This window comes from Streptomyces sp. ITFR-21 (genome assembly GCF_031844685.1).
In the GTDB taxonomy this organism is placed as follows: domain Bacteria; phylum Actinomycetota; class Actinomycetes; order Streptomycetales; family Streptomycetaceae; genus Actinacidiphila.
Genome location: NZ_CP134605.1, coordinates 1830696 through 1849593 on the forward strand (window position 1 = coordinate 1830696; position 18898 = coordinate 1849593).

The 18898-nt window shown below is 72.1% G+C and carries 16 protein-coding genes and 2 tRNA genes; 5 read left to right on the plus strand and 13 right to left on the minus strand.

The features are described 5' to 3' along the window. Nucleotides 1–269 precede the first annotated feature (269 nt). The gene (locus RLT57_RS08115) at nucleotides 270–2897 is read right to left on the minus strand and encodes a valine--tRNA ligase (RefSeq protein WP_311296686.1); all 2628 of its coding nucleotides are present in this window, start codon (nucleotides 2895–2897) and stop codon (nucleotides 270–272) included. A 117-nt stretch (nucleotides 2898–3014) separates the two neighbouring features. On the opposite strand from RLT57_RS08115, the gene RLT57_RS08120 reads away from it, so the two are divergent. Further along, nucleotides 3015–3908 carry a hypothetical protein gene (locus tag RLT57_RS08120; RefSeq protein ID WP_311296687.1) on the plus strand — a complete coding sequence of 298 codons (894 nt, stop codon included), beginning with the start codon at nucleotides 3015–3017 and terminating at the stop codon, nucleotides 3906–3908. Nucleotides 3909–4021: 113 nt separating this feature from the next. Here RLT57_RS08120 and clpX read toward each other — a convergent pair whose 3' ends face one another. The 5 genes from clpX to RLT57_RS08145 form a co-directional block, all read right to left on the minus strand. Then, nucleotides 4022–5305 (minus strand): ATP-dependent Clp protease ATP-binding subunit ClpX, encoded by a 1284-nt coding sequence (gene clpX / locus RLT57_RS08125; RefSeq protein ID WP_311296688.1) that lies wholly within the window; start codon nucleotides 5303–5305, stop codon nucleotides 4022–4024. A gap of 187 nt (nucleotides 5306–5492) precedes the next feature. Next, the gene (locus RLT57_RS08130; protein ID WP_311300629.1) at nucleotides 5493–6167 is read right to left on the minus strand and encodes an ATP-dependent Clp protease proteolytic subunit; all 675 of its coding nucleotides are present in this window, start codon (nucleotides 6165–6167) and stop codon (nucleotides 5493–5495) included. 71 nt (nucleotides 6168–6238) lie between these two features. Continuing rightward, entirely contained in the window at nucleotides 6239–6844 is a 606-nt protein-coding gene (locus RLT57_RS08135; protein WP_311300630.1) for an ATP-dependent Clp protease proteolytic subunit, read from the minus strand. Nucleotides 6845–7122: 278 nt separating this feature from the next. Continuing rightward, entirely contained in the window at nucleotides 7123–8538 is a 1416-nt protein-coding gene (tig, locus tag RLT57_RS08140; protein ID WP_311296689.1) for a trigger factor, read from the minus strand. 190 nt (nucleotides 8539–8728) lie between these two features. Next, nucleotides 8729–8805: transfer RNA gene (locus RLT57_RS08145), tRNA-Pro, on the minus strand. A 110-nt stretch (nucleotides 8806–8915) separates the two neighbouring features. On the opposite strand from RLT57_RS08145, the gene RLT57_RS08150 reads away from it, so the two are divergent. After that, nucleotides 8916–8986: transfer RNA gene (locus tag RLT57_RS08150), tRNA-Gly, on the plus strand. 113 nt (nucleotides 8987–9099) lie between these two features. On the opposite strand, the gene RLT57_RS08155 is transcribed toward RLT57_RS08150, so the two are convergent. Then, complete coding sequence (locus RLT57_RS08155) at nucleotides 9100–9552, minus strand: Lrp/AsnC family transcriptional regulator (protein ID WP_311296690.1); 453 nt, start codon at nucleotides 9550–9552, stop codon at nucleotides 9100–9102. A 124-nt stretch (nucleotides 9553–9676) separates the two neighbouring features. Here RLT57_RS08155 and RLT57_RS08160 point away from each other — a divergent pair, with 124 nt between their 5' ends. Further along, on the plus strand, nucleotides 9677–10720 hold the full coding sequence (locus tag RLT57_RS08160) for an asparaginase domain-containing protein (RefSeq protein WP_311296691.1): 1044 nt from the start codon (nucleotides 9677–9679) through the stop codon (nucleotides 10718–10720). Here the strand turns inward: RLT57_RS08160 and RLT57_RS08165 are convergent. Together RLT57_RS08165 and RLT57_RS08170 are read right to left on the minus strand one after the other, a co-directional pair. After that, nucleotides 10685–10879: a hypothetical protein gene (locus RLT57_RS08165; RefSeq protein ID WP_311296692.1), complete on the minus strand. Its 195-nt coding sequence runs from the start codon at nucleotides 10877–10879 to the stop codon at nucleotides 10685–10687. The two genes, RLT57_RS08160 and RLT57_RS08165, sit on opposite strands and share 36 nt — an antisense overlap. A gap of 155 nt (nucleotides 10880–11034) precedes the next feature. Further along, nucleotides 11035–12177 carry a PP2C family protein-serine/threonine phosphatase gene (locus tag RLT57_RS08170; protein ID WP_311296693.1) on the minus strand — a complete coding sequence of 381 codons (1143 nt, stop codon included), beginning with the start codon at nucleotides 12175–12177 and terminating at the stop codon, nucleotides 11035–11037. Between the two features lie 129 nt (nucleotides 12178–12306). Here RLT57_RS08170 and RLT57_RS08175 point away from each other — a divergent pair, with 129 nt between their 5' ends. Further along, complete coding sequence (locus RLT57_RS08175) at nucleotides 12307–13536, plus strand: GNAT family N-acetyltransferase (protein ID WP_311296694.1); 1230 nt, start codon at nucleotides 12307–12309, stop codon at nucleotides 13534–13536. Between the two features lie 50 nt (nucleotides 13537–13586). On the opposite strand, the gene RLT57_RS08180 is transcribed toward RLT57_RS08175, so the two are convergent. The 4 genes from RLT57_RS08180 to RLT57_RS08195 form a co-directional block, all read right to left on the minus strand. Next, nucleotides 13587–14402 carry an Fpg/Nei family DNA glycosylase gene (locus RLT57_RS08180; protein ID WP_311296695.1) on the minus strand — a complete coding sequence of 272 codons (816 nt, stop codon included), beginning with the start codon at nucleotides 14400–14402 and terminating at the stop codon, nucleotides 13587–13589. Between the two features lie 8 nt (nucleotides 14403–14410). Next, a complete protein-coding gene (locus tag RLT57_RS08185; RefSeq protein ID WP_311296696.1) occupies nucleotides 14411–14899 on the minus strand; it encodes a ribose-5-phosphate isomerase in 489 nt (162 codons plus the stop codon). A 101-nt stretch (nucleotides 14900–15000) separates the two neighbouring features. Continuing rightward, nucleotides 15001–15387, minus strand: a complete 387-nt coding sequence (locus RLT57_RS08190) for a VOC family protein (RefSeq protein ID WP_311296697.1) — start codon at nucleotides 15385–15387, stop codon at nucleotides 15001–15003. A 12-nt stretch (nucleotides 15388–15399) separates the two neighbouring features. Next, the gene (locus tag RLT57_RS08195) at nucleotides 15400–16041 is read right to left on the minus strand and encodes a DsbA family protein (RefSeq protein WP_311296698.1); all 642 of its coding nucleotides are present in this window, start codon (nucleotides 16039–16041) and stop codon (nucleotides 15400–15402) included. 225 nt (nucleotides 16042–16266) lie between these two features. On the opposite strand from RLT57_RS08195, the gene pepN reads away from it, so the two are divergent. Next, nucleotides 16267–18861 carry an aminopeptidase N gene (pepN, locus tag RLT57_RS08200; protein ID WP_311296699.1) on the plus strand — a complete coding sequence of 865 codons (2595 nt, stop codon included), beginning with the start codon at nucleotides 16267–16269 and terminating at the stop codon, nucleotides 18859–18861. The last annotated feature ends 37 nt before the right edge of the window (nucleotides 18862–18898 follow it).

The window sequence follows — 18898 nt, forward strand, 5'->3', positions numbered from 1 at the left end:
TGTCGCGGTCGGCGCGGCCGGCCTCGTGGGCCTCGTCGGCCGGATCGCGGCGGAAGTCGTCCGGGAGGTCGTCGTCGTACGGCCGGTCACCCGGGAGGTTGTCGCTCACGCCGCCCAGTCTACGGAACGGGCCCGGACCGCATGGTCCGGGCCCGTCGGGGGCGCGGGTGCCCGGCGCCTTCCGGGAGGCCGGCCGGGGCGCGGGACGACGGGACGGCGGGCGCGGAGGCGCCGTGCGGAGGGGCCGCCGGGCCGCCGGACGGCGTCCGCTACGCCTGCGGGAGCGCCGCGAGCTGCGCGCCGATCCGGGCGATGTCCGCCTCGGCCGTCGCCAGCCGGGCCCGGATGCCGGTCACCACCGGCTCGGGCGCCTTCGCCAGGAACCCTTCGTTGCCGAGCTTCCGGCCCGCCTGTTCCTTCTCCTTCTCGGCCAGGCCCAGGTCCTTGGTGAGCCGCCTGCGCTCGGCGGCCACGTCGATGGTCCCGGACAGGTCCAGCGCCACGGTGGCCCCGGCCACCGGGAGCGTGGCGGTGGCGTGGAAGCCCTCGCCGGCCGGCTGGAGCCGCAGCAGCTGCCGGATCGCGTCCTCGTGCGGCGCCAGCGCGGTGCCGTCCAGGGTGAGCAGTGCCGGGACCCGCTGGCCGGGCTGCAGGCCCTGGTCGGAGCGGAACCGGCGGACCTCGGTGACGACCCGCTGGACCTCGGCGATCTCCGCCTCGGCCGCCTTGTCCCGGAAGCCGCTGTCCTGCGGCCAGTCCGCGACCACCAGCGACTCCCTGCCGGTGAGCGTGGTCCACAGCGTCTCGGTGACGAACGGCACGATCGGGTGCAGCAGCCGCAGCACCACGTCCAGCACCTCGCCGAGCACCCGGCCGGAGACCCTGGCGGGCTCGCCGCCCTGGAGGAAGACGGTCTTGGACAGCTCGACGTACCAGTCGAAGACCTCGTCCCAGGCGAAGTGGTACAGCGTGTCGCTCAGCTTCGCGAACTGGAAGTCGTCGTAGAGCGCGTCCGCCTCGGCGACGACCGTGTTCAGCCGGGACAGGATCCACCGGTCGATCGCGGCCAGCTCCTCCTCGGCGTGCAGCGGGCCCTCGACGGTGGCGCCGTTCATCAGCGCGAACCGGGTGGCGTTCCAGATCTTGTTGGCGAAGTTGCGGGACGCCTGCACCCAGTCCTCGCCGATCGGCACGTCCGCGCCGGGGTTGGCGCCGCGGGCCAGGGTGAAGCGCACCGCGTCGGAGCCGTAGGCGTCCATCCAGTCCAGCGGGTCGACCGAGTTGGGGTTGGACTTGGACATCTTCTTGCCGAACTCGTCGCGGACCAGGCCGGTCAGCGCGATGGTGTGGAAGGGCGCGACGCCGTCCATCACGTAGAGGCCGAACATCATCATCCGGGCGACCCAGAAGAAGATGATGTCGTGGCCGGTCAGCAGCACGTCGGTCGGGTAGAACTTCTCCAGCTCCGGCGTCTGTTCGGGCCAGCCCAGGGTGGAGAACGGCCACAGCCCGGAGGAGAACCAGGTGTCCAGGACGTCGGAGTCCTGGGTCCAGCCCTCGCCGGGGGCGGGGTCGTCGGGTCCGACGCAGATCTGCTCGCCGTCCGGGCCATACCAGACCGGGATGCGGTGGCCCCACCACAGCTGCCGCGAGATGCACCAGTCGTGCATGTTGTCGACCCAGTCGAAGTACCGCTTGGCCAGCTCCGGCGGGTGGATCCGCACCCGGCCGTCGCGGACCGCGTCACCGGACGCCTTCGCCAGCGGGGCGACCTTGACCCACCACTGGAGCGACAGCCGCGGCTCGACGGTGGTCCTGCAGCGCGAGCAGTGCCCGACGGAGTGGACGTACGGGCGCTTCTCGGCGACCACCCGGCCCTGCTCGCGCAGCGCCTCGACGATCGCCGAGCGCGCCTCGAAGCGGTCCAGCCCCTGGAAGGGGCCGGGGACGGTGATGACGGCGCGCTCGTCCATGACGGTGAGCGACTCCAGGCCGTGCCGGCGGCCGATGGCGAAGTCGTTCGGGTCGTGGGCGGGCGTCACCTTGACCGCGCCGGTGCCGAACCCGGGGTCGACATGGGTGTCGGCGACGACCGGGATCGTGCGGTCGGTGAGCGGCAGCTTGATCCGCCTGCCGACCAGGTGGGCGTAGCGCTCGTCGTCGGGGTGCACCGCGACCGCGGTGTCGCCGAGCATGGTCTCGACCCGGGTGGTCGCGACCACGACGGACTCCTCGCCGTCGCCGTAGCGCAGCGAGACCAGCTCACCCTCGTCGTCCTGGTAGTCCACCTCGATGTCGGAGATGGCCGTCAGACAGCGCGGACACCAGTTGATGATCCGCTCGGCGCGGTAGATCAGCTCGTCGTCGTAGAGCTTCTTGAAGATGGTCTGGACCGCGCGGGACAGGCCCTCGTCCATCGTGAAGCGCTCGCGTGACCAGTCGACGCCGTCGCCGAGGCGGCGCATCTGGCCCAGGATCCGGCCGCCGTACTCTTCCTTCCACTGCCAGACCCGCTCGACGAACGCCTCCCGGCCGATGTCCTGCCGGGACTTCCCCTCGTCGGCGAGCTGCTGCTCGACCTTGTTCTGGGTGGCGATGCCGGCGTGGTCCATGCCGGGCAGCCAAAGGGACTCGTAGCCCTGCATGCGCTTGCGGCGGGTGAGGGCGTCCATCAGTGTGTGCTGGAAGGCGTGCCCGAGGTGCAGCGTGCCGGTGACGTTCGGCGGCGGGATGACGATGGTGTACGGCGGCTTGCCGCTCTTCGCGTCGGCCTCGAAGTACCCCCGCTCCACCCAGCGCCCGTACAGCGCCCCCTCTACCTCGGCCGGCGCGTACTGGGTCGGCAGTTCGGGGGTGCTGGTCGGCCCGCGGTCGGGGCGCTGAGTGTTGTCGGTCACGGAGCCGATTCTACGGGGGCGAACCGGGCCGTTACGAACCGGTTGCCGCCCCGGGGAGTGGAGGGGACATGCCATCCGCGAGGATGGGCGGACGCGTACACGGAGGGGACGAAAGACATGAGCCACAACCAGCCGCCGCCGAACCCGTACGAACCGCCGCCCGCGGAGGGCGGCTACGGGTCGCCGCAGCCCCCGCAGGGGGAGCCGCGGCCCGGCTACGGCTCCCCTCAGGAGCCGCCCGCGCAGCCGGTGCACGGGGAGGTGCCGCCGCAGCCGGCGTACGGGCAGCCCGCCCACGGGTACGGGCAGCCGTCGGTGCCGCCGCGGGCCGGCCGGGGCCGGCGGACCGGGGTCGTCGTGGCCGCGGCCGTGGTGGCGCTGGTGGTGGCCGGCGCGGCGGTCGTCCTGGTCAACCGGGGCGGCGGGTCGTCCGGCGACGGTAAGAGGTACAAGCTGGCCACCCCGGCGACGGTCGCGACGGACTACAAGAAGAGCAGCGACCCGTCGGCGTCGCAGGACGGTTTCGACGACGACGACGTGGCCCTGCTCAAGAAGCTCGGCATGGCCGACCCGCAGCCGGTGTCGGCCGGGTACGTCGAGGGCTCGGAGACGACCGGCAGGCTGCTGTCGTTCAGCGGGGCGTGGGGCAGCGTCAAGGACCCGAAGAAGGTCGCCGACGGCATGATGGCCGAGATGCGCTCGCAGGCCGCGAAGGACAACGGTGTCGAGAGCGACGGCACCACGACCGAGCTGATCGGGGGCGTCCAGACACTGCACCCGGCCGGGGCGGACGACGCGGTCGTGGAGTGCCAGAGCGCGAAGATCACCGACGGGCAGTCGAAGCAGGCCATCACGCTGCCGATCTGCCTGTGGGCGGACCGCAGCACGGTCGGCACGATCACCCCGATCGACCTGTCGTTCTTCACCGCCGGCGGCGGGGCGACCAGCGCCCAGAGCACCGCGGACCTGCTGGCGAAGGTGCGCACCGACACCCGGGTGGAGGTCGGGTAGCGACCCGGCCGCCGGCCGCGCCGCCGCCCGGCGGCGGCGAAGGGGGCGCCCGGTCCGCGATGGACCGGGCGCCCCCCTTTCCGCAGGCTCGCAGCGCGTCGTACGGCCGCGGGCTAGGCGCTCTTCTGCTCGCCCTTGCCGATGATCCGGGGCTCGCGGGGCACCAGCGTGGGGTTGACGTTGGAGTGCACCACGTCCGCGGTGATGACGACCCTGGCCACGTCCTTGCGGGAGGGCACCTCGTACATCACCGACTGGAGGACTTCCTCCATGATGGCGCGCAGGCCGCGCGCACCGGTCTGCCGCAAGATCGCCTGGTCGGCGATGGCCTCCAGCGCGGCGCGCTCGAACTCCAGCTCCACGCCGTCGAGTTCGAAGAGCTTCTGGTACTGCTTCACCAGCGCGTTGCGCGGCTCGACCAGGATCTGCAGCAGTGCCTCGCGGTCCAGGTTGTGGACGTTGGTGATGACCGGAAGCCGGCCGATGAACTCGGGGATCATGCCGAACTTGACCAGGTCCTCCGGCATGATCTCGGAGAACTGGTCGGCCATGTTCAGCTCGCGCTTGGAGCGGATGGTCGCGCCGAAGCCGATGCCCTTGGCGCCCGCCCGGGCCTCGATGATCTTCTCCAGGCCGGCGAACGCGCCGCCCACGATGAACAGCACGTTCGTCGTGTCGATCTGGATGAACTCCTGGTGCGGGTGCTTGCGCCCGCCCTGCGGCGGCACCGAGGCGGTGGTGCCCTCCAGGATCTTCAGCAGCGCCTGCTGGACGCCCTCGCCGGAGACGTCCCGGGTGATCGACGGGTTCTCGCTCTTGCGGGCGACCTTGTCGATCTCGTCGATGTAGATGATCCCGGTCTCGGCCTTCTTGACGTCGTAGTCCGCCGCCTGGATCAGCTTCAGCAGGATGTTCTCGACGTCCTCGCCCACGTAGCCGGCCTCGGTGAGGGCGGTGGCGTCCGCGATGGCGAACGGCACGTTCAGCATCCGGGCCAGGGTCTGGGCCAGCAGGGTCTTGCCGGAGCCGGTGGGGCCCAGCAGCAGGATGTTGGACTTCGCCAGCTCGATGGCGTCGTCATGGCCGGGACGGCCGCTCTCGCCCGCCTGGACGCGCTTGTAGTGGTTGTAGACCGCGACCGAGAGGGCCTTCTTCGCCGGCTCCTGGCCGACCACGTAGCTCTCCAGGAACTCGTAGATCTCCCGCGGCTTGGGCAGATCCTCCCACCGCACCTCGGAGGACTCGGCGAGCTCCTCCTCGATGATCTCGTTGCAGAGGTCGATGCACTCGTCGCAGATGTACACACCCGGGCCTGCGATGAGCTTCTTCACCTGCTTCTGGCTCTTTCCGCAGAACGAGCACTTCAGCAGGTCTCCACCGTCACCGATGCGTGCCACGAGGTGTTTCCCCTTCGCCTGGGATCCGCCGACCTTCAACGGAGCCTGGTGCTTCTCTCATCGACGGTACCTTGCCGCGCCCCCCGTGTGGGCCCCCCTTGGACGTACTCGCTCTCCGAGTCCAAGGAGGGCCGGCCACGGGTGCGGGCCCACGACGCCGTCAGTCGCCGGCTGTCAGACGTTCACGTCAGACACTGACCGAGGTCTTGCGAGTGGAGACGATCTGGTCGATCAGACCGTAGCTCAGCGACTCCTCGGCGGTGAGGATCTTGTCCCGCTCGATGTCGTCGCGGATCTGCTCGATCGGCGTGGTGGAGTGCTTGGCGAGCATCTCCTCCAGTTGCTGGCGCATCCGGATGATCTCGTTGGCGGCGATCTCCAGGTCGGACACCTGACCGCGGCCGGTCTCACTGTACGGCTGGTGGATGAGCACCCGGGCGTTGGGGAGCGCCATCCGCTTGCCGGGGCTGCCGGCCGCCAGCAGTACGGCGGCGGCGGAGGCCGCCTGGCCCATGCAGACCGTCTGGATGTCGGGCTTCACGAACTGCATGGTGTCGTAGATGGCGGTCAGCGCGGTGAAGGAGCCGCCGGGGCTGTTGATGTAGACCGAGATGTCGCGGTCGGGGTCCATCGACTCCAGGCACAGCAGCTGCGCCATGACGTCGTTGGCGGAGGCGTCGTCGATCTGCACACCGAGGAAGATGACGCGCTCCTCGAACAGCTTCGCGTACGGGTCGTACTCGCGCACGCCCTGCGAGGTGCGCTCGACGAAGCGCGGGATGACGTAGCGGGCCTCGGCGCCGAACACACCGGGCCGCTCGGCCTTGGTGCGCTCGTACAGACCGCTACCGGGGAAGTTCATGGGGTTCACGTCCACCGTCCTGGTGATGAAGAGCTTCGAGGGATCTGCGGGGCCGCCGGGGCTCGGACCGGTCAGGCCGCACCGGTGCCGCCGCCGCCCGGGACATGCGCGGCGGAGAGCATCACGCCGTCCAGCAGGCCGTACTCCTTGGCCTCCTCGGCGGAGAACCAGCGGTCGCGGTCGGAGTCCTTGGTGATCTGCTCGAAGGTCTGGCCGGAGTGCTGGGCGATCAGCTCGGCCATCCGGCGCTTGGTGTGCAGCAGCTGCTCGGCCTGGATCTTGATGTCGGTGGCGGAGCCGCCCAGGCCGGCGGAGGGCTGGTGCATCAGGATGCGGGTGTTCGGCAGCGCGAACCGCTTGCCGGGGGTGCCCGCGGTGAGCAGGAACTGGCCCATCGAGGCGGCCATGCCCATCGCGATGGTCACGACGTCGTTCTTGATGAACTGCATCGTGTCGTAGATGGCCATGCCGGCGGTCACGGAGCCGCCGGGGCTGTTGATGTACAGGTAGATGTCCTTGTCCGGCTCGGCGGCAAGGAGGAGCAGTTGCGCGGTGATCTTGTTGGCGATGTCGTCGTCGACCGCCTGGCCGAGGAAGATGATTCGCTCGCCGAGCAGCCGGTTGTAGACCTGGTCGCCGAGGCCACCGAAGGTCGGCTCGCCGGCGGCGGAAGGCATCGGAGTCGTCACGTATCCACCTGCTCGTTGTCGCGGACGGCAGGAGTGCCGCCACAGGGTCTTCTCAGGGCCGGGGCCCGCGCTCCGGCGTCGCCGGTGCTGCACCCCTGCCCTCCTCCTTACGGACCCTAACGCGCAGGTGGGGCCCAGCAGTCCCCTACGTGGAACTGTTCGCTGTCAGCGCAGGGTGCGGGCCGGGGCCGGGCGAAGGGCACGGGCCCGAACGCGGCAGGGCGTTCGGGCCCGTGGACGGCTGTACGGACGGCGGTGCGGCCGGGTCAGCCCTTGGCGGTGTCGTCCGCGTCGCCGGCGCCGTCCGCCTCGTCCGCGTCGCCGGAGGCGGCGAGGGCGGCCTGGAGCGTCTCCGCGGCCGCGTCCTCCTCCTCGTCCTGCAGGTCCACCGGCTCACCGTTGGTGTCGGTGACCTTGGCGGCCTCGACGACCACCGCGAGCGCCTTGCCGCGGGCGACCTCGCCGACCAGGATCGGCACCTGGCCGCCTTCGACCACGGCCTGGGCGAACTGGTCCGGGGTCATGCCGGAGGTGGCGGCGCGGCGCATGAGGTGCTCGGTGAGCTCCTCCTGGTTGACCGACAGCTTCTCCTTGTTGACCAGCTCGTCGAGGATGAACTGGGTCTTGATGCCCTTGACCGCCTGCTGTTCGAGCTCCGCGTCGTACTCCTCGCGGGTCTTGCCCTCGCCCTCCAGGTACGTCTCCCAGGTCTGGCCGGTGGCCGGGAACTGGTGGTGCTCCAGGTTGTGGATGCGGGTGCCGATCTCGTCCTGGAGCAGCTTCTCCGGGATCGGGACCTCGACCAGCTCGATGAGGGCGTCCAGGACTTTCTCCTGGGCCTGGGTGGCCTGGTCGAACGACTTCATCCGGGCGAGGCGCTTGCGGTTGTCCTCGCGCAGCTCCTCAAGGGTGTCGAACTCGGAGGCGAGCTGGGCGAAGTCGTCGTCCAGCGCGGGCAGTTCGCGCGCCTGGACGTCGGTGACGTCGACCTTGACGGTGGCCTCGCGGCCGGAGGCGGTGCCGCCCTTGAGCTCGGAGGTGAAGGTGGCCGAGCCGCCCTTCTCCAGGCCGATGACCGCCTCGTCGATGCCGTCCAGGAGCTGGCCGGAGCCGATGGTGTAGCTGACGCCGGTGGCGACGCCGTCCTCCAGCACCTCGCCGTCGACGCCCGCCTCCAGGTCCACCACGACGACGTCGCCGTCGGCGGCGGGGCGGTCGACCGGGGTGGTGGCCGCGAAGCGGTCGCGCAGCTCCTCCAGGGAGGTGTCCACGTCCTCCTCGGTGACCTCGACGGCGTCCACGACGACCTCGATGCCGGAGTAGTCCGGGATCGCGATGGCCGGGCGGATGTCCACCTCGGCGGTGAACTTGAGCTCGTCGCCGTCGTTGAACTCGGTGATGTCGACGTCGGGCTGGCCGAGAACGTTCAGCTCACCTTCGTTGACCGCATCCGTGTAGAACTTGGGCAGCGCGTCGTTGATGGCCTCTTCGAGGACCGCGCCACGGCCGAACCGCTGGTCGATGACGCGCGCAGGGATCTTGCCCTTGCGGAAGCCCGGCACCGTGACCTGCTGGTTGATCTTCTTGTACGCCGCGTCGAGGCTGGGCTTGAGCTCCTCGAAGGGCACCTCGACAGTGAGTCGAACCCGGGTCGGGTTCAGAGTCTCGACGGCGCTCTTCACGGTTGGGTCTCCTTGGGGGCTTTACGTTGATGGGGCGGTTCGCCGTGCGCCGGTAGGTTGCGCGCGTCCTGTCACCGACCGCCCATCCTACCGGTTACCACAAAGCTCGCTGAGGGGGTCGTACCGCGGCCCCCGGGGGCCGCGGGCCTCCGGGACGGCGGCGCCGGACCCCGGCCCGCCACGGAACTGCTGGTCGGGGTGGCCGGATTCGAACCGACGGCCTTCCGCTCCCAAAGCGGACGCGCTACCAAGCTGCGCCACACCCCGCTGGTGCGACACGTAGAGTACATGCCTCCGTACCCCTGGGCAGCCCGTGCTCACGCGCCGTCGCGCCGGTTCGACCGGCCGCTGTCCGGTGTGCCAGAATCACAGGCGTCGCGGGCGTAGCTCAATGGTAGAGCCCTAGTCTTCCAAACTAGCTACGCGGGTTCGATTCCCGTCGCCCGCTCTCGGTCGTCCTTCCCGCGGCGGCCCGGCCGGCTCCCGCCGTCCGGGCCGCCGCGGTCTGCGCCCCCGGCCGGGCCGTCCGCTCCGCCGCCCGGCTCCGCCCGCTCCCGCGGGTCAGTCGACCGGGATGCCCTGGGGGGACTTGATGCGCTTCATGATCATCTGCGAGTTGACGTCGGTGACCCCCGGCAGGGCGATGAGGCGGTCGGTCCAGAAGCGCTCGTAGGCGTCGGAGTCGGCCACCGCGATGCGCAGGAGGCTGCCGGGCGCGCCGTAGAGGCGGTACGCCTCGACGACGTCCGGGATGGACTGCAGGCGCTCCTCGAAGGCGGCCACGGAGGCGCGGTCGCGGCGGACCTCGACGGAGGCGAAGACCTCGAACCCGCGGGCGACGGCGGCCGGGTTGACCACCGCGCGGTAGCTCTGGATGACGCCGTCGTCCTCCAGCTGGCGCACCCGGCGCAGGCACGGGGACGGGGTGAGGCCGACGCGCTGGGCGAGTTCCTGGTTGGTGAGCCGGCCGTCCGCCTGGAGCTCACGCAAGATACTTCTGTCGATGGCGTCCATGAAGGCACTTCATAGCACGGAACGACCGGATACCGGTGAGTATTAGCAATCATCTGGCAGGTCTACGCGCATATCATTGTGTCGGCGGGCAGCACCCATCAGCACCCTTGGAGGCGAAGGCATCGTGCGACACGTCGTGGTCATCAGCACCGGAGGCACCATCGCCAGCCGGTGGCAGGGCGACGGGTACGCGGCCGAGGCCGCGGGGCAGGAGGTGCTGGCCGCCGGGGCCGTACCGGAGAGCGTGGACGTGACGGTGGTGGACCTGTTCACCGTGAACAGCTCCCGGCTGACCACCGACCACCAGCTGCGGCTGCTGCACACCGTGCACGAGGTGCTGGCCGACCCCTCGGTGGACGGCGTGGTCGTCACCCACGGGACCGACACCCTGGAGGAGTCGGCGTTCTTCCTGGACCTCTTCCACCGCGACCGGCGCCCGGTGGTCTTCACCGGCGCCCAGCGGCCGCTGGACGCCGAGGACGGTGACGCGGCGGGCAACCTCTACGACGCGCTGCTGACCGCCGCCACCGGCCGCGACATCGGCGCGGTGATCGTCTTCGCGGGCCAGGTCTTCGCCGCCCGCGGCACCGTGAAGAAGCACACCGTGGACGCGCGGGCCTTCGGCGACCCGGACGGACTGCCGCTGGGCCGGGTCGAGTTCGGCCGGGTCAGCTGGGGCCGGCGGCGCAGCCGGCCGGCCGCGCTGCCGCTGCCGGCGCCCAGGGCCGCCGCCCCCAGGGTGGACATCCTGATGCACCACAGCGACGGCGACGCCGTCCTGCTCGACGCCTCGCTGGCGGCCGGCGCCCGGGGCGTCGTGGTGGTCGGCACGGGCGCGGGCAACGCCAACCCGCAGGTGGCCGGATCCGTCGCCAGGGCCACCGCCGACGGAGTGCTGGTCGCGGTCAGCACCCGGGTCGCGGCCGGCGCGGTCGCCCCGCTGTACACCGGAGGCGGCGCCGTGGACCTGGCGGCGGCCGGCGCGCTGCTGGCCGGCACGCTGCGCCCCGGTCAGGCGCGGATCGCGGTACTGGCCGCGCTGCTGGCCGCGGGGGCCCCGGGCGCCGACGGCGCGGACGCCGCGCAGATCCTGCGCGGCATCCTGGAGGCCGCCCCGCAGGCGCTGCCCGTCTCAGAGCTTTATCTGATTGATCGTGTCGGCAAGTGACGTGAGGAAGCGGTTGACGGACGGGGCCATGTTCGTCGAGGCGACGAAGAACCCGAAGAGGGCCGCCACGATCGCCGGGCCGACCTTGATGGACTTGCTCCTGATCATCACGAACAGCACGATCGCCAGCAGCAGCACCACGGACAGGGAGACAACCACAGCGGATCACTTCCTCTTTCGGTAATTCCTTGCCGGACTCGCCGGTCCGGGGACCGTGCCGCGCGTGCCGCCGCCTCCCTCCCCGCCCGTCCCCATGGTGCCATTCGGCCATCCGCAGCGGGGACCTGTCCGGCCCATGGTCCCATTCCCCGGGGTCAGTCGCGGCACACCACGAGCAACGCCCGGTCGTCGTTGACGTCCTTGGCGACCGCCTCGATCAACCGCCAGGCGGAGCCGTGGAATCCGGTGGCCACGTAGCGGTCCGCCTCGCCGATCAGCCGGTCCATGCCCTCGGTGATGTCCCGGTCCGGGGCCTCCACCAGGCCGTCGGTGAACAGCAGAAGGACGTCTCCGGCCCGCAACCGCCCTTTGACGCCCTCGAACACGGCGCCGTCGTAGACCCCGAGCAGCGGGCCCTCCGCGGCCTTCTCCTCCCATCGGCCGCTGCCGGCGTGGAGTTGGACCCCCGGCAGGTGTCCGGCGGACAGCAGCTCGTAGTCGCCGCTCTCCAGGTCCAGCACCAGATGCACCGACGTGGCGAAGCCCTCGTCCCAGTTCTGCCGCAGCAGGTAGCCGTTGGCGGCGGTGAGGAAGGCGTGCGGCGGCAGCGAGCCGAGCAGGCCGCCGAAGGCGCCGGACAGCAGCAGCGAGCGGGACGCGGCGTCCATGCCCTTACCGGAGACGTCGGTGAGCACCGCCTCCAGCACCCGGCCGCCGGAGCTGCGGGTGGCCACCACGAAGTCGCCGGAGAAGGACTGGCCGCCGGCCGGGCGCAGCGCCATCTCCGCGTGCCAGCCGCCGGGCAGCCGCGGCAGCCTGCTCTGCACCCTGATGCGTTCGCGCAGGTCGAACAGCATGGTGTGGCCGCGCCGCCAGGGCACCCCGACCCGGGCCCGGAACTGGGCGATGATCAGACCGGCCAGCGCCACCGCGGTGACCACCAGTACGGTGCCGGGCGTGACCCGGGCCGGGCCCTCCCGGTACGGGCCGAGCACCGCGGACTCGCAGACCAGCGCGACCGCGGAACCCGCGTAGACCAGCAGCAGGCTGGACGGGCGCAGCAGCAGCCCGCCGGCCAGGATCGGCAGCACCAGGGAGTTGGGCGGGCACCACACCGGGGTGGCCACCGTGGTGAGGGCCAGTGCCGGGATGGTGAGCAGCAGCACCGACAGGCCGGTCCAGTCCGAGGCGTCGCCGCGGAAGTAGTCGACGGCGGACTTGCGCACGGCGAGCCGGGCCCGGTGCAGCCCTCTGCTCCACCGGAACCGCAGATCTTCCCTTGCCGAACGCTTTGCCATGTTGCGGCGACCCTACCGATCTGCGGGCTCGCCGTGCAGGCCGGGTGACCTGTGAGATGAGCCGCGAAGTGCGAAAACGGGTACGGAAATACGTTCGCCGCCGGGGACCGCGGCTGATAGGCAGGAGATATGACGACCGAAGTGCGGCAATTGCTGCCGGAGCAGTGGGACACGATGTTCGACCGGCTGGAGCGGGCCTTCGGCGGCCCGGCCGACTCCCCGGAGGACCGGGCGCAGTGGCGCCGGGTCACCGAGTACGAGCGGACACTGACCGTCTGGGACGGCGCGGACATGATCGGTACCGCGGGTGCCTTCTCGTTCCGGATGACGGTGCCCGGGGGGGCGCTGCTGGCGGTGCCCGGCGTCACCATGGTCAGCGTGCAGCCGACCCACCGCCGCCGCGGGGTGCTGACCGCGCTGATGCGGACCCAGCTGGACGACTTCCGGGAGCGCGGCGAGGCGGTGGCGGTGCTGACCGCCTCCGAGCCCGCGATCTACGGCCGGTTCGGCTACGGCGTCGCCACCAAGCAGCTGCACGGCACGATCGACACCACCCGGGTGTCGTTCGCGGTGCCGGCGGGCGCCGAGCGGGTGCGGTTCCGGCTGCTGGCCGCCCACGAAGGCCGCGCGGCCTGCGAGGAGGTGTACGCCCGGCTCGTCGCGGGCCGGCCGGGGATGCTGGCCCGGCAGCCCGGCTGGGAGACCCGCCCGACGCTGGACCCGCCGAGCGGCCGGGACGGCGCGGGGCCGCTGCACTGCCTGCTGGCCGAGGTGGACGGCGAGGTGCGGGGTTACGCACGCTACGCGGTGACCGGCGAGTGGAGTCTCGCGGGCGCCGACGAGACGGTCAGGCTGCGCGACGTCGAGGCACTCGACCCGGTGGTGTACGCGGCGCTGTGGGACTTCCTGGCCGCCATCGACCTCACGTCGAAGATCGCCTTCCACAACCGCCCGGCCGACGACCCGGTGCAGCACCTGGTCTCCGACGTGCGCCGCTGCGGGCTCGGCTACCGCGACGGTCTGCACCTGCGGCTGGTGGACGTCGGCGCGGCGCTGGCGGCCCGCGCCTACAGCGCGCCGGTGGACGTGGTGCTGGCGGTCGAGGACGCCTTCTGCCCCTGGAACAGCGGGAACTGGCGGCTGACCGCCGACGCCAAGGGCGCGAGCTGCGAGCGGACCGGGGACCGGGCGGAACTGGCGCTGCCGGTCAGGGAGCTGGGCGCGGCCTACCTCGGCGGCTTCGGCCTGTCGCCGATGGCCGGGGCCGGCCTGGTACGGGAGCTGCGGCCGGGCGCGCTCGCCGAGGCGTCGACGGCGTTCCGTACCGACCCCGAGCCGTGGCTGCCGCACGGCTTCTGAGCGGCCGGTCCGGCGTGAGGACCCGGCCGCGCCCGGCCTGCGGGGAGCGCTCAGCTCCGCGCGGGCTGGCAGCCGGGGCACCAGAAGAGGTTGCGCGCGGCCAGCGTGGCGGTGCGCACCTCGGTGCCGCACACCAGGCACGGCATGGCGGCCCGCCGGTAGACGTACACCTCGCCGCCGTGGTCGTCCCTGCGCGGCGGACGGCCCATCGCCCCGGGCTCGTGCTCGGGCCGCACGGTGTCGATCCGGTTGGTGCGTACGCCCTCGCGCATCAGCGCCACCAGGTCCGCCCACAGGGCGTCCCACACCGGGCGGGGCAGTTCGCGGCCGGGCAGGAACGGGTCGACGCCGTGCCGGAACAGCACCTCGGCGCGGTAGACGTTGCCGACGCCCGCGATGATCCGCTGGTCCATCAGCAGGGCGGCGACCGTGACCCGGGAGCGGGAGACGCGGTTCCAGGCCGGCTCGGGGTCGTCGCCGGGACGCAGCGGGTCGGGGCCGAGCCGGGCGTGCAGGGCCGCCTTCTCCGGGTCGGTGACCAGCTCGCACGCGGCCGGGCCGCGCAGGTCGGCGTGGTGCCCGGCGGTGGCCAGCCGCAGCCGTACGGTCGCGGTCGGCGGCGGCGCCGGGCCGTCGCCGAAGCCGAACCTCCCGATCAGGCCGAGGTGGACGTGCACCCAGCCGAGCGGGCCGAAGCCGAGGAAGAGGTGCTTGCCGTGGGCCTCGGCGGACTCCATGACCGTGCGGTCGAGCAGCGCCGCGGCGTCGGAGAACTTGCCCTGCGGGCTGCTCGCCCGCACCACCCGGCCGCCGAACCGCTCCTCGTGGTCGGCTGCCAGCCGGTGGATCGTGTGGCCTTCCGGCATGCCGCGCGTCAGTCCTGCGCGGGGTGGCCGGCGGGGATGGGCGGCAGCGCGCCGGTCGCCTCGTAGGCGGTGAGCATGTCGATCCGGCGCTGGTGGCGCTCTTCGTGCGAGTAGGGGGTGGCCAGGAAGAGGCCGACGAACCTGAGCACGTCCTCCCGCGGGTGCATCCGGGCCCCGACGCTCAGCACGTTGGCGTCGTTGTGCTCGCGGGCCAGGGTGGCGGTCTGCTCGCTCCAGGCGAGGGCCGCGCGGACGCCCTTCACCTTGTTCGCGGCGATCTGCTCGCCGTTGCCGGAGCCGCCGATCACGATGCCGAGGGCGCCGGGGTCGGCGGCGGTCCGGGTGGCGGCGCGCAGGCAGAAGGGGGGGTAGTCGTCCACCGCGTCGTAGAGGTGCGGGCCGCAGTCCACGGGCTCGTGCCCGGCCGCGACGAGCCACTCCACGAGGTGGTTCTTCAGTTCGTAACCGGCATGGTCGGAGCCGAGGTAGACGCGCATGGGTCGAGTTTCGCACGGCGGACGCGGCGCGGCCATCAGGGCCCGGGGCGCCCCGGGCCGGCGGCCGGCGCCGTGGCGGGCGCCGACGCCGGCCGGCACCCTCACGCGGGCTGGATCAGGTCCCAGCGGTTGCCGTACAGGTCCTCGAAGACGACGACCGCGCCGTACGGCTCGTAGCGCGGCTCCTCCTCGAAGACGACACCGGCGGCGACCATCCGCTTGTAGTCGCGGTCGAAGTCGTCGGTGTTCAGGAAGAGGCCGACCCGGCCGCCGGTCTGGTCGCCGACCCGGCCCGCCTGCTGGGCGGTGGCGGCGCGGGCCAGCAGCAGCGCGGTCTCGCGGGCACCGGGCGGGGCGACGACGACCCAGCGGCTGCCGTCCCCCCTGGGGGTGTCCTCCCTGAGCTCGAAGCCGAGGGCGTCACGGTAGTAGGCGATGGCCTCGTCGTAGTCGCGGACGACGAGGGTCACCAGGCCGAGGTGTGGCATGACGGAAGGCCCTCACTCGAAGCTGGGACCCGCCGTACGGGAGCGCTTGATCTCGTAGAAGCCGGGCACGGAGGCCACCAGCAGGGTGCCGTCCCACAGCTTGGCGGCCTGCTCGCCGCGCGGGGTGGGGGTGACGACCGGGCCGAAGAAGGCGATCTGCTCGCCGTCGGCGCCCGGGACCGCGATGACGGGCGTGCCGACGTCCTGGCCGACCTTGTCGATACCCTCCTTGTGGGAGGCGCGCAGCTCGGTGTCGTAGGTGTCGGAGTCGGCGTAGTCGGCCAGCTCGGCGGGCAGGCCGACCTCCTCCAGGGCGGCGACCACGGTCTCCCGGGTCCTGGGCTGCGCCTGGTTGTGGAAGCGGGTGCCGAGCGCGGTGTAGAGCGTGCCGAGGACCTCCTCGCCGTGCAGCTCGCGGGCGGCGACGGCGACCCGGACCGGGCCCCAGGCGTCCTTGAGGAAGCTCGCGTACTGCTCGGGCAGGGTGTCGAGTTTGTCCTCGTTGAGCACGGCCAGGCTCATCACGTGCCAGCGGACCTCGACCGGGCGGACCTGCTCGACCTCCAGCATCCAGCGGGAGGTCATCCACGCCCAGGGGCACAGCGGGTCGAACCAGAAGTCGACTGGGGTCTTGGCGGTTTCGGTGGCGGTCACAGCGTGCTCCTCGGATGACGGACCGGCGATGCGGCGGGGTGCGGACGGGCCCGGCCGGCCACGGCCGCCCCGTCAGCGGTCAACCGGGACGGGCGCGCGGGCATTCCCCCCTGCCCCGGATGTGCCCCCATGGGAGGATGCGGAGCGTCCGACCGGTCGGCCACCCGGAATACAGGGTTTTCGACCGCTTCCACCTGCCAGGGACCGAACGAAGAGGAGCCGCCCGTGCCCGGCGAGAACCTGAGCCGTGAGGAGGCCCGCGAGCGGGCCGCGATCCTGTCCGTCGAGCGGTACGAGGTCGCGCTGGACGTGCGGTCCGCCGTGGGGCCGGCCGCGGCGGCGGGGCCGCGCACCTTCCGCTCCACGACGGTGGTCGACTTCCGCTGCTCACAGCCGGGCGCGTCGTCGTTCGCCGACCTGATCGCGCCCGAGGTGGTCTCGGTGCGGCTCAACGGCCGCGAGCTGGACCCGGCCGGGGTCTTCGACGGCGCCCGGATCGCGCTGGACGGCCTGGAGGGGAGCAACACCCTGGTGGTGGACGCGCGGTGCGCGTACAGCAGGACCGGCGAGGGGCTGCACCGCTTCGAGGACCCGGAGGACGGCGAGGTCTACCTCTACACGCAGTACGAGCCGGCCGACGCCCGCCGGGTCTTCACCACCTTCGAGCAGCCGGACCTGAAGGCGCCGTTCAGCCTGCGGGTGACCGCGCCCGCGGGCTGGACGGTGCTCGGCAACAGCGCCCGCGACGGCGAGCCGGAGCCCGCGGCCGGCGGCGGCGAGACCTCCCGGTTCCTGCCGACGCGGCCCGTCTCGACGTACATCACGGCCGTCCTCGCGGGCCCGTACCACGTGGAGTACGACCACTACTCCCGCACGCTGGACGACAGGACGGTGCTGGACGTCCCGCTGAGCGCGCTGTGCCGCAGGTCGCTGGCGCGGCACTTCGACGCGGACGAGATCTTCGCCGTCACCAAGCAGGGGCTGGACTTCTTCCACGACCACTTCGACTACCCCTACCCGTTCGGGAAGTACGACCAGGCGTTCGTGCCGGAGTACAACCTGGGCGCGATGGAGAACCCCGGACTGGTCACCTTCCGGGAGGAGTTCGTCTTCCGCGGCAAGGTCACCCGGGCGTCGTACGAGCACCGGGCGAACGTCGTGCTGCACGAGATGACGCACATGTGGTTCGGCGACCTGGTGACGATGCGGTGGTGGGACGACCTGTGGCTGAAGGAGTCCTTCGCGGACTTCATGGGCGCCCTGTCGCAGGTGGAGGCGACCCGGTACACCGAGGGCTGGATCACCTTCGCCAACCGGCGCAAGGCGTGGGCCTACCGGGCGGACCAGCTGCCCTCCACCCACCCGGTGGTGGCGGACATCCGGGACCTGGAGGACGCCAAGCTCAACTTCGACGGGATCACGTACTCCAAGGGCGCCTCGGTGCTCAAGCAACTGGTCGCCTACGTGGGCCGGGAGGCGTTCCTGGAGGCGGCCAGGCGCTACTTCAAGCGGCACGCCTACGGCAGCACCACGCTCGCGGACCTGCTGTCGGTGCTGGGCGAGACCTCGGGCCGGGACATGGCCGGCTGGTCGCGCGCCTGGCTGGAGACGGCCGGCGTCAACTCGCTGACGCCGCAGGTGGTCCACGACGAGCAGGGGCGGATCACCGAGCTGTCGGTGATCCAGACCGCCGACCCGGCCTACCCGGAGCTGCGCCCGCACCGGGTGGCGGTCGGCCTGTACCGGCGCGGCGAACAGGGCACGCTGGAGCGGTACGCGCGGGCCGAGTCGGACGTGGCGGGCGCCTCGACGGTGGTGGCGGAGCTGGCCGGGCAGCCGCGGCCGGACCTGGTGCTGGTCAACGACGACGACCTGACGTACTGCAAGATCCGCTTCGACGCGGACTCGCTGGCGACGCTGCGGGCGCACCTGGGCGAGCTGACCGACCCGCTGGCGCGGGCGCTGGCCTGGTCGGCGGTGTGGAACCTGACCCGGGACGGCCTGATGCCGGCCCGCGACTACCTGGAGCTGGTGCTGCGGTTCGCCGGCCGGGAGAGCGACATCGGGGTGCTCCAGACCCTGCACCAGCAGGCGCGGACCGCGCTGACGCACTACGTCGCGCCGGACGCGCGGGCGGCGGCGGCCGGGGCGCAGGCGGAGGGCGCGCTGCGGGAGCTGCGACTGGCCGAGCCGGGCAGCGGGCACCAGTTGGCGTGGGCGCGGTTCCTCGCCGAGGTGGCGTCCTCGGCGGCCGACCTCCAACTGCTCCAGGGGCTGCTGGACGGCACCGCGAAGATCGACGGGCTCGACGTGGACCAGGAGCTGCGCTGGGCCTTCCTGGAGACGCTCACCGCCGAGGGCGCGGCCGATACGGCGGCGATCGCCGCCGAGCGGGCCAGGGACGACACCGCGTCCGGGCACCGGCACGAGGTGCGCTGCCTGGCGGCGCGGCCGTCGGCCGAGGTCAAGGCGGCGGCCTGGGCCGACGTGGTGGACTTTGACACGCTGTCCAACGCGCTGGTCGAGGCGACCATCGCCGGGTTCGCCCAGCCGGGCTCCCGTGAGCTGACCGCCCCCTACGTGGCGCCCTACTTCGCCGCCCTCGAAGGGCTGTGGGCCTCCCGTTCCATCGAGATCGGCATGTCCGTGGTCCGCGGCCTGTTCCCCGCCCTCCAGGACCGCGAGTCGACGCTGAAGGCCGCCGACGCCTGGGTCGCCGCCCATCCGTCCGCTCCCCCGGCCCTGCGCCGCCTCGTCCTGGAGTCCCGCGACGACCTGGCGCGGGCGCTGCGCGCCCAGTCCTGCGACGCGGGCCGCTGACCTGACGCGCCGCCGCTCCGGGCGGGAGCCGCCGCCC